This window comes from Nocardioides sp. Z21_20 (genome assembly GCF_059766585.1).
Map to the genome: position 1 here is coordinate 87,452 of NZ_JCBAJX010000012.1, position 12,645 is coordinate 100,096.

Below are 12,645 nucleotides of genomic sequence, written 5' to 3' on the forward strand. Positions count from 1 at the left end.
GGACTGTGGCACCCGTCGCGGACAGCGGCGGTCCGCAATCGATGACTTCCCTCATGCTTGTGAGGTTGCCGGACCATGGGCGATGAGCCCCGCCGGCGCACGAACGCGCCGGCGCCCGAAGGGTGCCGGCGCGCCAGGTGTGTGGATCAGCGCACGGTGTCGTCGAACGGCTCGCGGCTGCCGGACTTGGCCAGTCCACGGCTGACCATGTAGCCGATGGTCAGCAGCGTGACGTAGAACCAGGCCTCCTGGGCGCCGAAGTCCGAAGCGTCGACGACGGCCGAGGCGATGAGCACGCCCAGCACGGCCAGGACGTAGGCGATCAGCTCGGTCGTCTTGTACGACGACTTGGTCTCGGTGCTGATCCGACGGCTCCGCTGGGGACGGTACGCGTCCGTCGTCGGGCCGCTGGTGTGCTCGTGGAGCTGTTGGTCGGTCATATTCTCGCGTCCTTACTGGGGTTCGTGCCCGCGGCGCGGACGCCTCGAGGAATGAAGCGGTGAGAGCACGAGGCAACGGAAAGGCGCACCGATCGGCGCGCTGGCCCTTGGTGCCCTGTGACCTGGGGGGCATGCCGCCAGCACGGTGTGTCGAGGATCATGTGCTGGGGCCATCACCTTCCGGGCTGCGCCTCGTTGTCCTGCCTCAGCCTCGTGCCAGGTTCGCCGCGACGAGGAGCATCGTCGCGGCGATGAGCAGCTCGAGCACCTGCCACGCGCGCGGTCGGGCGAGCAGCGGCGCGAGGCCGCGGGCGCCGAAGCCCAGCCCGGTGAACCAGGCGAGGCTGGCCAGCACCGCCCCGAGCGCGAACCACCAGCGCCCGTCGATCGCGCCGCCGGAGGCGCCGCTGTGGGTGGCGGCGATCGACCCGACGAGCAGCACGGTGTCCAGGTAGACGTGCGGGTTGAGCCAGGTGAGGGCGACCGCGCGGCCGACGACGGTACGGCGGGGCTCGGCGCGGGCCGCGCTGGTGCCGCCGGCGTCCAGCGAGCCGGGGCCCAGGGCGCGACGGATCGAGCCCGCGGCGTACCAGAGCAGGAAGGCGACGCCGAGCCAGCGGAAGACGTCGATGATCCAGCCCGCCCGGTCGACGATCGCGCCGGTGCCGCTGACGCCGGCCACGATCAGGACGGCGTCCGAGAGCGCGCAGACCGCCACCACCGCGGCGACGTGGTGGCGCAGGATGCCCTGGCGCAGGACGTAGGCGTTCTGGGCGCCGATGGCGATGATGAGGGAGCCGCCGGTGAGGAAGCCGGCGATCAGGGAGGGGACCACGCCGTCGACGCTACGGCGGACACCGCACTGAAGGCCAGCGAATCATTTTACACGTGATGAAGCGATGCTTAACTAGGAGCATGCGCTTCGACCCGCTCCAGCTCGAGACCCTGTTGGTGATCGCGGAGGAAGGCTCGTTCGAGGGCGCCGCGCGCCGGCTGCACCTGACGCCGAGCGCGGTCAGCCAGCGAATCCGTGCGCTGGAGCGGTCGGCGGGACGAGTGGTCGTGCGACGGACCTCGCCGGCGGACGTGACCGGCGCCGGTGCCCCGCTGGTGCGGTTGGCCCGCCAGATGCGCCTGCTCGCGGCCGAGGCGGCCGGGGCGCTGGGCGACGACGAGGTGGTCGAGCTGGCGGTGGCGGTCAACGCGGACTCATTGGCGACCTGGTTCCGCCCGGTGCTCGCCGCGGTGTCGGCCCGGGAAGGAACAGCGCTGAGGTTGCACGTCGAGGACGAGTCGTTCTCGCTGGACCTGCTGCGCCGGGGTGAGGCGCTGGCAGCGGTGACCCTCGAGCCGGATCCGGTGCAGGGCTGCCGGGTCGAGCGGCTGGGTGGGCTGCGCTACTGGGCCGGCGCGACGCGCGAGCTGCTGGAGCGTCACCGCCGGGGGCGAGGCGTGGACTGGTCGTCGATCCCGATGGTGGTGTTCAACGAGAAGGACCAGTTGCAGGACGAGGTGCTCGCGGCGCACCGGGCGACCCGGCCCCGGGTCGTGCATCGGGTGCCGAGCAGCGCCGACTTCCTGGAGGCGGTGCGCTGCGGCCTGGGCTGGGGCATGGTGCCGGACCCGCAGTTCGGGCCCGCCGTCGAGGCAGGTGAGCTGGTCCGGCTGCCCGGGGCGAAGCCGGTGACCGTGGTGCTGCACTGGCAGCGCTGGCGCCTGGAGAGCCCGGCGCTGGAGGCGCTGAGCGCTGCGGTGCGCGAGGCGGCCGTCAGGACACTAGCGTGAGCCGCCGCTCGGCCACGCCGATCCGGACGCTCTGTCCCCAGCCGAGGGTCAGCCGATCGGCCTCGATCCCGTCGCCGAACGCGACCAGCCCGTCGGTCTCGACCTCGACGGTGAGCCCGCGGGGGTCGGCTGCGTCCAGCTCGCCCTCGGTGTGGGCGGTGCCGGTGCTCGGCGAGGGCCAGGCCTCCCGGACGAACCACAGCAGCCGCGGTGAGCTGGGCCCCGGCAGCGCGAGGGTGCTGTGCCGCTCCAGCCAGGCCGACCGGCACCAGCCGGTCGACCCGGTGCCGGTCGCGACGATCAGTCCGGAGGACGCCTGGCGCTCGGCCGGGGCGTCGGGAGCAGTGAGCCGGTAGCGCGCCGTCTGGTGGCTGGGGTGGCCCAGGTAGATCTCGTTGAGTGCGAGCAGGCGCTGCCCGTCGTCGGTGCGGGCCTCGACCATCGTGCGCTCCTCGGTCCAGCCCTCGCCGTGCAGCAGGGGAGCGACGGCCCCGGGCGCCGTCGCCACCAGCACGCCGGGGTTGCGGTCCGGCTCGGGGTTGATCCCGATCACCGGCTGCCCCTCGAGGTACTTGGCCACGTTGGCGACCAGGCCGTCCTGGCCGACGACGACCACGATGTCGTCGGGGGCGAAGAGGAACCGGTCGAGGTCGGCGCGCTCGACGCTGCCGCGCCGCCAGTCCACCGGGATCGCCTTGGTCACCGTCTCGATCGCGGCCCGGTCGGCGCGCTGACGGTGCTCGAGCTCGTCGAGGTCGCGTCCCCGACTCTTCAGGAAGAACGCGACCTGGCCGCGCGTGCCGTGCCGGGCGGTGAGCTCGTCGAGCTCGGTGCGCCGGTGGACCAGGACGACGCGGGGCGCCAGGGCGGCCATCACGCCTCCTTCGGGCCGGCGCCCAGGCGGGCCAGGACCGGCGCCAGCAGGTCGGGGGTGAGCACCAGCGACTCGATGTGCGGCAGGTTGGCCGCCAGGTCCTTGACCGCCAGCGCCAGCAGCACCCCTTCCGGCAGGTCGCGGTACGCCGCGAGCCGGGCGGCCTCCGCCTCGCCCTCGGCCACGCCGTTGACGCGGGTCGCCGCGGCGTTGGCCGCGGCCAGGCGCTCGGCGCGCTCGGCCTCGGCGTCGGTGGCGATCGCACCGGCGGCAGCCGCCTCCTGCGCCTTGCGGCGGGCGTTGGTGCCGCGCTGGGCGACGAGCTGCTCCTCGCGGCGGGCCAGCTCGATCTGCGTCTGCAGCTCGTTCTCGCCGATCGCGCGCTCCCTCTCGACCGCGACCGCGCGGCGTTCGAAGGTGGCCTTGTCCGCGTCCTGCTGGACCTGCTCGCGGGTCGGCGTCTGCAGTGCTCGCTCGACCTCGGGCTCGGGCCGGATCGCGACCACGCGCACCCCGATCACCGCGATCCCGGTCTCGGCGAGCCGGCCGTCCTGGTGCAGTCCGCCGGTGATCGCCTGGAGCACCGGGGTGACGCCGCCGCTGAGCACGGTGGTCAGGTCGACGCCGGCGATGAGGTCGAGGGCGTACTGCTGGGCGGTCTGCGCCAGCAGCCCCGCCACCTGGTCCAGGGGCGTGCTGCGCCACTGACCGGTCTCGGGGTCGATCGAGAAGTCGATCCGGCCGGCGACGACGGTCGGGTCGACGACCCGGAAGGTCACGGTGGCCTGGACGGTGACGTCCTGGAAGTCCGCGGTCCGGGCGTGGAACAGCAGGGGCAGCTCGCGGTCGTCGACCGGAACCTCCGAGAGAACCGCGCTGAGCGGGCGGAACCAGAACGCGGAGCCGACTCCGGCGTGCACGGTGCGGCCGTTGCGCACGTGCTGGACGTAGGTGGTCGGCGTGCCACGCAGGTGGCGAAGGAACGGGTAGCGGGCGATGTCGGCCATGGGGGTCACCTTCGGTCGTGGATTGTTATCGTCAAGGTGACGATATGCAGCACGGCTCGTTCTCGTCAAGTTGACGCGAAGGAGGTAGGGTCGGCCCATGGCCTACGACCCGTCCGACTACCCGGCCCTCGCGGTCACCGTCGACCTGGTGGTGCTGACCATCCGCCAGGACCGCCTCTGCGCGCTCGTCGTACGGCGCGGGGAGGAGCCGTTCCGGGGGCGCTGGGCGCTGCCGGGCGGTTTCGTGAAGCCCGACGAGGACCTCGACACCGCGGCCGCGCGCGAGCTCAGCGAGGAGACCGGCCTGGCGCCCGACGTGGTCCACGTCGAGCAGCTGCGCAGCTACGGCGCACCGGGGCGCGACCCGCGGATGCGGGTGGTCAGCGTCGCCCATCTGGCGCTCGCGCCGGACCTGCCCACGCCCCGCGCAGGCTCCGATGCGGCCGCCGCCCGCTGGCGGCCCGTCGAGGAGCTCTCCGACGACCTGGCCTTCGACCACGCCGAGATCCTGCGCGACGGGATCGAGCGGGCCCGCGCCAAGCTCGAGTACTCCGCGCTCGCCACCGCCTTCTGCCCGGCCGAGTTCACGGTGGCCGAGCTGCGCCGCGTCTACGAGATCGTCTGGGGAGCCGAGCTCGACCCTCGCAACTTCCACCGCAAGGCGACCAAGGCGCCCGGGTTCCTGGAGCCCACGGGGGAGAGCACCACCCGGGACGGGGGACGCCCGGCGCTGCTGTATCGCCGGGGTCCCGCCCAGCAGCTCCAGCCGCCGCTGACGCGCCAGGGCAGCCGGTCATGAGTTCGAGCCACCGCACGGGCAGGCGCCGGCCTCACAGCCACCCGCGCCGCTTGAACACCTGGTAGAGGCCGAGCCCCATCAGCAGCATCAGGCCCAGGGCCATCGGATAGCCGTACTGCCACCCCAGCTCCGGCATCGTGGCGAAGTTCATCCCGTAGACGGTGCCGACCAGGGTCGGTGCGAACAGGATGGCAGCCCACGAGGAGATCTTCTTGACCTCCTCGTTCTGCTGCAGACTCGTCTGCGTGAGCCGCTGGGTCTCCTCGTTCTGGCGCTGGGCCACGAGCGTGGAGTTGACCGTGAGGATGTTCTGCAGCAGCGCCCGGAACCCGTCCGCGCGCTCCACGATGCGGATCGTGTGGTCCTGTACGTCGCGCAGATAGCGCTGCAGCTCGTCATCGACGTGGTACTTCTCGAAGCCGGCGCTCAGGCCGGAGAGGATCGTGAGCAGGGGCTTGGTGGCCCGCTGGAACTCGATGACCTCGCGGAACAGCTCGTAGATGCGCCGCGAGACCTCCGGGTGCCCCTCGAAGACCTGATCCTCGATCTCGTCGATGTCGTTCTCGAGGCCCTCCACGACCGGCACATACTCGTCCACCACCTCGTCGAGGATGGCGTAGAGCACTGCCTCCGGGCCGAGCCGGAGCAGCTGGGGCGAGGCCTCCATCCGGCGACGGACACGTCCCAGGTTCGGCGCCTCGGCGTGCCGGACGGTGACGACGAAGTCGGCGCCGGTGAAGACGTGCAGCTCGCCGAACTCGACCCGCTCGTCGGCCTCGATGTAGCGGGCCGGGCGCAGCACCGTGAATAGCACGTCGCCGTAGCGCTCGAGCTTGGGCCGCTGGTGTGCGGTGATGGTGTCCTCGACCGCGAGGTCGTGGATCTCGAACTCGGCCGCGACCGATCGCATCTCGTCGGCGTCCGGGCGGTAGAGGCCGATCCAACCCACGCCCTTCTGGGTGCGCAGCAGCTCGTAGGTCTCCTCCAGCGAGGGCGGCTCCAGACGGCGGCAGCCGTCCACGTAGACCGCGTTGTCCACTACCGCCATCGATCGATCACCTCGCCGGATCACCTGCACGTCGTCAGCCTGCACGTCGTCAGCGCAGCCGCGTGGAGCCTACGCGCGACGTCCGCCTCACCGGGGCAGCGTGCCGCGAGCACCTACTCGATCTTGCGCCAGGCTGAGACCCGGGCGTGGCGACACCCGCCCGCGCGTCGGTGTCGGCGTCGCGTGTCAGGCTGCTCCCATGACCCGGGTCTGTCTCTCGCGCCTGTCTGGGGAGCAGGTGCTGGTGGTCGACGGCGACCAGCAGCACCGGGTCGCCGTGGCCGACCTGGCGGCGTACGTGCGCGAGCGCGAGGCCGACGCGCCGCGCTGGGTGTGGGACGACACCGCCCGGTGGTACCCGCCGCTGCTGGCCGCCGGGGTGCGGGTCCAGCGCTGCCACGACCTGCGGCTGGCCCACCACCTGCTGCGCCAGGCCCCGGCGGTGGACGCGCGGCTGCTGGACGGGGAGCAGTCCGAGCGTTGGGACCGGCTCGGCCCGAGCGCGCCGTCCGACCCGGCGCTGTTCTCGATCGACGACACCGCCGAGCACCTGCGCGCCGACCTCGAGGACGCCCGCCAGCGGGCGGCCGTGGCGGCGTCGCGCGAGCCCGGCCGGCTCGCTCTGCTGCTCGCCGCGGAGTCGGCGGGCGCCCTGGTCGCCGCCGAGATGTCGTACGCCGGCGTGCCCTGGCGCGTCGACGTGCACGAGCGACTGCTCGCCGACCTGCTCGGGCCGCGCCCACCGCGCGGTGCCCGGCCGGCCGGGTTGGAGGCGCTGGCCGAGCAGGTACGACGCGCGCTCGAGGCGCCGGGGCTCAACCCGGACTCGCGGCCCGAGTTGCTGGCGGCGCTGCGCCGGGCCGGCCTGGAGGTCACCGACACCCGCGCCTCCTCGCTGCGTGCGCTCGAGCACCCGGCCATCGCGCCGCTGCTGCGCTACAAGCAGCTGGCGCACCTGTTCCAGACCAACGGCTGGGCGTGGATCGACCAGTGGGTCAGCGGCGGCCGGTTCCGGCCGTCGTACCAGCCGGCCGGCTCCGCCACCGGCCGGTGGTCCTCCAACGGGGGAGGGGCGCTGTCGTTCCCGGTGCAGGTCCGCCCGGCCGCGGTGGCCGACGACGGCTGGACGTTCGTGGTCGCCGACGTCGCCCAGCTCGAGCCGCGGGTGCTCGCGGGGATGAGCGGCGACCACGCGCTCGCGGGCGCCGCCCGCGGCGCCGACCTCTACCAGGCGATGGTCGACGACGGCGCGGTCGCCAGCCGCAAGCACGCCAAGCTCGGGCTGCTCGGCGCGATGTACGGCGCCACCAGCGGCGAGAGCGGCCGGATGGTCGCCGGGCTCACCCGGCGCTACCCCGACGCCTTCGGCCTGGTCGAGGAGGCGGCCCGGGCCGGGGAGCGCGGCCAGGAGGTGCGCACGCTGCTGGGCCGCGGGTCGCCGCGCCTGGGCGACGCGTGGGACCAGGGCTCCGGCCGCGACCCGGACCGCGAGGCCCGGATCCGGCGCGCGCACGGCCGGTTCACCCGCAACTTCGTCGTGCAGGGCACCGGTGCGGAGTGGGCGCTGTGCTGGATCGCCGACCTGCGCAACCGGCTGTGGCGCCTCGGCGGGGCCGGCCCGTTCGTGACCCGCCCGCACCTGGTCCTCTTCCTTCACGACGAGGTCGTCGTGCACACCCCGCAGGCGCTGGCCGAGCAGGTCGCGGCGCAGGCGCGCGAGGCGGCTGCGACCGCGGCGGAGCTGCTGTTCCGCGACCTGCCCATCGACTTCCCGCTCAACATCTCGACCGTGCGCTCCTACGCCGAGGCGGGCAAGCCGGGGGCCACGGTCGACGCCTGACTCCCGCGCAGGCCGATTGTGGGGTTGACTCGATGCTCCGAGGCCGGCGCCTGGCCGGCCGCTCAGCGTCCGAGAGCCAGCGAAGAGGAGCACGCCATGCGCCAAGTCGTCATGCACGGACCCGGCGACGTGCGGGTCGAGCAGCGCGAGGACCCCCGGATCGTCGAGCCGACCGACGCGATCATCCGGCTGGCCGCGAGCTGCATCTGCGGCAGCGACCTGTGGCCCTATCGCGGCGCCGAGCCCGTGGACCACCAGCCGATGGGCCACGAGTACGTCGGCGTGGTCGAGGAGGTCGGCTCCCTGGTGGACGAGGTGAAGGTCGGCGACTTCGTCGTCGGCTCCTTCTGGGCCAGCGACAACACCTGCGAGATCTGCCGCGCCGGCTACCAGGCCTACTGCGTGAACCGGGTGCTGATGGGCACGATCGGCACCCAGTCCGAGCTGGCCCGGATCCCGCTTGCGGACGGGACCCTGGTGGCCACCCCGGGGCGGCCCGACCCGGACCTCATCCCCTCGCTGATGGCGGCCTCCGACGTGCTCGGCACCGGCTGGTTCGCCGCCACGGCCGCCGAGGCCGGCCCCGGCAAGACGGTGGCGGTGGTCGGCGACGGCGCGGTCGGACTGCTCGCCGTGCTGGCCGCCAGCCGGCTCGGGGCCGAGCGGGTCATCGCGTTCAGCCGGCATCCGCAGCGTCAGGCGCTGGCGCGCGAGTTCGGGGCCACCGACATCGTCGAGGAGCGCGGCGACGACGGCGCCGCGATGATCAAGGAGCTCACCGGCGGGCTGGGCGCGCACTCGGTCGTCGAGGCGGTCGGCACCCAGGAGTCGATGATGCAGGCCATCGCCTCCACGCGTCCCGGCGGGCACGTCGGCTTCGTCGGCGTGTCCCACGGCGTGGCGCTGCCCGGCGACACGCTCTTCATGGCCGGCGTGCACCTGCACGGTGGGCCGGCGCCGGTGCGCCGGTTCCTGCCCGAGCTGGTCGAGCTGATCTGGGACCGCGAGATCGACCCCGGCCGGGTCTTCGACCTCACGCTTCCCCTCGACCGGGCGGCCGAGGGCTACCGGGCGATGGATCAGCGCACCGCCACCAAGGTGCTGCTCACCGTCTGACGCAGGCCCGCCACGGTGTGTACGTTCGTGCCCATGAGCGCATCGACGCAACCCGACGCCCGCACCATGCGCGAGCGGATGCTCGCCGGCGACCTGTACCTCGCCGACGACCCGGAGATCGCCGAGGAGAGCGCCACGGCACTCGACCTGATCGCGGCGTACAACGCGACCACCGCCCGCCAGGCGCCGCTGCGCCGCGCGCTGCTCACCGAGCTGCTGGGCTCGGTGGGAGAGGACGTCGAGGTGCGCCCGCCGTTCTACGTCGACTACGGATCGCGGATCAGCATCGGGGCCCGCACGTTCGCGAACTTCGGGCTGGTGGCCCTCGACGTCGCCCCCATCACCATCGGCGAGGACGTCCAGATCGGCCCCAACGTCCAGCTGCTGACGCCGACCCATCCGGTCGAGGCCGGGCCTCGCCGGGACAAGTGGGAGGCCGCGAAGCCGATCGTGATCGGCGACAACGTCTGGCTGGGTGGGGGCGCGATCGTGCTGCCCGGCGTGAGCATCGGGGAGAACACCGTGGTCGGCGCCGGGGCGGTCGTGACCCGGGACCTGCCGGCCAACGTGGTGGCCGTGGGCAACCCGGCACGGGTGGTGCGCACCCTGGAGGAGGCTGCGGCGACCGAGGCGTGAGCGGGGCGGCCGCGCGGGCGGTGTGAGAGGCTGGGAATCGAGCCCCGAAGCGGCTCACCGGACGAGGGAGCCGTACCCGGAACGCGACAAGACGGCCTCGAGGAGTTCGTCATGGCCTGGCTCGTCCTGGTTCTCTCTGGTGTCCTGGAAGCGGTCTGGGCGGTCGCCCTGGGCAAGTCCGAAGGCTTCTCGCGGCTGGTGCCCTCGGTGGTGTTCGCCGTCGCCCTGACGCTGAGCATGGGTGGGTTGGCGTTCGCGATGCGCACGCTGCCGGTGGGCACGTCGTACGCCGTCTGGGTGGGCGTGGGCGCGAGCCTCACCGTGGCCTACGGCATGGCGGTCGGCGAGGAAGCGGTCAGCGGCGTGAAGATCCTCCTCATGCTCGGGCTGGTCGGCTGCGTGATCGGGCTCAAGGCCGTTCACTGAGAGCCGGTGTGAGCCGGTGAGGCAGTCGTGGTCGCGAACGCGTCCACGACGACTTCGCCGATTCCCCCATCCGATCTCGGCCCGGTGTCGAACTCTCCTCGACAAGGGAAACGCAGGCAGCCGCGCACCGGCCCGCCCGCGTCGGGTACATCACCGGAGGGAAAGCACCATGAACCAGCGTCACAGCGTCAAGCTCGGCCTCGTCGGCATCGTCACCGCCGCCCTGGCCGGAACCACGATGGCCACCGCCCCCGCGCAGGCCGCGGACGAGCCGGCACGCAAGGCCGGCAACCGCAGCCTGGCCACGGTGCTCGCGGCCGACAGTGGGTTCGACCGCAACTGGCAGGACTTCGACATCGTCGAGAAGGCGGTGCTCACCGTCCTCGAGGCCAAGCCCGACAGCGCGGTCAAGGTGCTCACCCAGGGCCGGACCCGGGTGACGGCGTTCATCCCGAGCGACCGTGCCTTCCGGCGCCTGGCCCACGACCTGACCGGAGAGGCGCCGAACACCGAGCGGGCCACCTTCCGGGCGATCGCCCAGGCCGCGGACGTCGACACCCTCGAGGCCGTGCTGCTCTACCACGTGGTGCCGGGCAAGACCCTGGACTCGCGCCGGGTCGTGGCCCTGGACGACAAGTCGGTGACCACCGCGCTCGGCTCGAAGGTCGAGGTGAGGGTCTACGGATCGCAGGTGTTCCTGGCCGACCGGGACCGCGACGACCGCAACCCGCGGGTCTTCGCCCTCGACATCAACAAGGGCAACAAGCAGATCGCCCACGGCATCAACCGCGTGCTGCGTCCGATCAACCTCTGAGCTCGTCTGCACCAGACGACGGCCGGCCCGGATCACCGGGCCGGCCGTCGCCGCAGGTCTCGAGTCCCAGGCGCCCGGGGCGCCTCGTGTCCAGGGACGACTCGAGCACCGCCGCCGTTCGCGCACCCCGAAGACAGGTCCGCCTGAGAGCGGGTCGCTCCCGCGTGGACCGCGCACCGGCCGAGCGCGCGACCCTTGCCGGGGATGGAAACTGGTGCGACGCTTCTTGAGCGGGAGGTGCAGAGCGGTGTGGGAGCAGGTCCCACACCACTGCTTTCGGGAGGTGCACGTCCGTGAACTCGATCCTGAAGATCTGGCCGGCCAGGGCGCTTCGCGTGGCCGTCGTGTTGACCCTGACCAGCGTGCTTCTCGCCGTGGGCCTGCCGGCGCAGGCCGAGCCCATCCTCGGTGGGGGGACCGAGGCCCGCTCCGCCTTCACCGAGCTGCAGGTCCTCCCCATCACCGGGGCGCTGGGCCAGAGCGGCGTCAGCGCCTTCGATGCCCCGGCCGGCTTCAACCCGCTCAACGGATACCCCGAGACGGTGCCCGCCGGATCGACGCCCAACGAGATCTCCTACATGGGGCTCATCGAGGCGCAGGACGACGCGGGGGGCATCGCCCAGACCTACTGCATCGACCTGTTCACCTCCACTCAGAGCGGCGTCAACTACGAGCGCGGCGACTGGACCGAGGCCAACGTGCCCAACCTCGGCTACGTCAGCTACATCCTGGAGAACTACCACCCGACCCAGCCGCTGCCCGCGGGGGTCCCCGACAACGTCAAGTCCGCGGCGGTGCAGGCCGCGATCTGGTTCTTCAGCGACAACCTGGTGCTCGACCCCGCCGAGGAGTCGCAGCTGTTCGGGCTCACCTCGGCGATCGTGGCCGACGCCCTTGCGAACGGGCCGGCGACGGAGCCGACGCCGCCGGCGCTGAGCATCACGCCGGAGTCCGCGTCGGCGCCCGCGACCGGTGAGCTGGTGGGCCCGTTCACGGTCACCGCCGATGGGCCCTCGACGTTGCGCCTCGAAGGGGTGGAGGTCTTCAGCGACGCCGCGGGCACCCAGCAGCTGGTGGCGGGGGACACGGTCCCGGCCGGCGCCCGGCTCTGGGTCCGCACGGTCAGCTCGGCGACTCCACAGGGCTTCGCCCTGGAACGCGAGCTGTCGGTCCCGGAGAGCACCGTCTACCTCTACGACGGCAGCGATCCCGATCGGGAGAGCGCCCAGAAGCTGATCCTCGCGCGGACGACCACGCTCGAGGTCGTCGCTGGGGTGCGGATCACGCCGTACGCCGCCGGAGGCATCGACGTCATCAAGACGATCAGCGGTGCGGGCGCCGGGCTGCAGGACCCGGTGGTCATCCGCGTCGTGTGCACCCCGGCCGACGGGGGCACGCCGGTCGAGCGCCGGGTCCGGATCCCGGCCGGCACGGGGGCAGGTTCCCAGACCGTCGCGGTCACCGGGTTGCCTGCCGGGGCCACCTGCACGATCACCGAGCCGCAGAACGGTGACAACCCTCGGGTCAACCTCACCGCGACCTCCATCGCGCCGGGGAGTGTGACGATCGCCGAGAACGCGGTCACCCCGGTGACGGTCACCAACGCCTACGAGGCGCAGCCGAGCGCCCAGAGCCGCACCTCCGCCAAGCGGGTCCGGCCCGGGCAGCCGTTCTACGACCGGGTCCGCCTCACCGGGCTCGCGCGGGGGACGACGGTGCCGGCCACGGCCCGCCTCTACGGTCCCTACGCGTCCCGCGCGGCGGCGACCTGCCGGGCGGCGAGCCTGGCGCGCACGGTGACCTGGCGTGCGGGTGCGGGGTGGAGCCGGACGCGGGCGGTGCGGGTGCGCGCGCCGGGTG

General features: G+C 72.9%; 13 protein-coding genes and 1 riboswitch. Of the genes, 8 read left to right on the forward strand and 5 right to left on the reverse strand.

Features of this window, described 5'->3' with window-relative positions; genetic code table 11:
• Positions 1–146: 146 nt before the first annotated feature.
• Entirely contained in the window at positions 147–440 is a 294-nt protein-coding gene (locus AC6EH9_RS16585; protein ID WP_498424631.1) for a hypothetical protein, read from the reverse strand.
• A gap of 205 nt (positions 441–645) precedes the next feature.
• Positions 646–1,275 (reverse strand): LysE/ArgO family amino acid transporter, encoded by a 630-nt coding sequence (locus AC6EH9_RS16590; RefSeq protein WP_498424633.1) that lies wholly within the window; start codon positions 1,273–1,275, stop codon positions 646–648.
• An 80-nt stretch (positions 1,276–1,355) separates the two neighbouring features.
• Between AC6EH9_RS16590 and AC6EH9_RS16595 the strand changes: the two genes are divergently transcribed.
• Positions 1,356–2,225, forward strand: a complete 870-nt coding sequence (locus tag AC6EH9_RS16595) for an ArgP/LysG family DNA-binding transcriptional regulator (protein ID WP_498424634.1) — start codon at positions 1,356–1,358, stop codon at positions 2,223–2,225.
• On the opposite strand, the gene AC6EH9_RS16600 is transcribed toward AC6EH9_RS16595, so the two are convergent.
• Positions 2,209–3,099, reverse strand: a complete 891-nt coding sequence (locus tag AC6EH9_RS16600) for an NAD(+)/NADH kinase (RefSeq protein ID WP_498424635.1) — start codon at positions 3,097–3,099, stop codon at positions 2,209–2,211. The two genes, AC6EH9_RS16595 and AC6EH9_RS16600, sit on opposite strands and share 17 nt — an antisense overlap.
• Positions 3,099–4,106 carry an SPFH domain-containing protein gene (locus tag AC6EH9_RS16605; protein ID WP_498424637.1) on the reverse strand — a complete coding sequence of 336 codons (1,008 nt, stop codon included), beginning with the start codon at positions 4,104–4,106 and terminating at the stop codon, positions 3,099–3,101. Before AC6EH9_RS16605 ends, AC6EH9_RS16600 begins: the two co-directional genes overlap by 1 nt.
• A 97-nt stretch (positions 4,107–4,203) precedes the next feature.
• Between AC6EH9_RS16605 and AC6EH9_RS16610 the strand changes: the two genes are divergently transcribed.
• A complete protein-coding gene (locus tag AC6EH9_RS16610) occupies positions 4,204–4,905 on the forward strand; it encodes an NUDIX hydrolase (protein ID WP_498424638.1) in 702 nt (233 codons plus the stop codon).
• A gap of 31 nt (positions 4,906–4,936) precedes the next feature.
• Here AC6EH9_RS16610 and AC6EH9_RS16615 read toward each other — a convergent pair whose 3' ends face one another.
• Entirely contained in the window at positions 4,937–5,953 is a 1,017-nt protein-coding gene (locus AC6EH9_RS16615) for a magnesium and cobalt transport protein CorA (protein ID WP_498424639.1), read from the reverse strand.
• 199 nt (positions 5,954–6,152) lie between these two features.
• On the opposite strand from AC6EH9_RS16615, the gene AC6EH9_RS16620 reads away from it, so the two are divergent.
• The 6 genes from AC6EH9_RS16620 to AC6EH9_RS16645 form a co-directional block, all read left to right on the forward strand.
• Positions 6,153–7,793, forward strand: coding sequence for a bifunctional 3'-5' exonuclease/DNA polymerase (locus tag AC6EH9_RS16620; protein ID WP_498424640.1), 1,641 nt, complete (start codon positions 6,153–6,155; stop codon positions 7,791–7,793).
• 96 nt (positions 7,794–7,889) lie between these two features.
• Positions 7,890–8,909, forward strand: coding sequence for a zinc-dependent alcohol dehydrogenase family protein (locus AC6EH9_RS16625; protein WP_498424641.1), 1,020 nt, complete (start codon positions 7,890–7,892; stop codon positions 8,907–8,909).
• A gap of 33 nt (positions 8,910–8,942) precedes the next feature.
• On the forward strand, positions 8,943–9,545 hold the full coding sequence (locus AC6EH9_RS16630; protein ID WP_498424643.1) for a sugar O-acetyltransferase: 603 nt from the start codon (positions 8,943–8,945) through the stop codon (positions 9,543–9,545).
• Between the two features lie 36 nt (positions 9,546–9,581).
• A riboswitch (guanidine-III (ykkC-III) riboswitch) is annotated at positions 9,582–9,646 on the forward strand.
• Between the two features lie 10 nt (positions 9,647–9,656).
• Positions 9,657–9,971: a DMT family transporter gene (locus AC6EH9_RS16635; protein WP_498424645.1), complete on the forward strand. Its 315-nt coding sequence runs from the start codon at positions 9,657–9,659 to the stop codon at positions 9,969–9,971.
• Positions 9,972–10,140: 169 nt separating this feature from the next.
• Positions 10,141–10,785, forward strand: a complete 645-nt coding sequence (locus tag AC6EH9_RS16640) for a fasciclin domain-containing protein (RefSeq protein ID WP_498424646.1) — start codon at positions 10,141–10,143, stop codon at positions 10,783–10,785.
• A gap of 293 nt (positions 10,786–11,078) precedes the next feature.
• On the forward strand, positions 11,079–12,645 hold a 1,567-nt coding region (locus AC6EH9_RS16645; protein ID WP_498424648.1), incomplete at its 3' end, for a thioester domain-containing protein.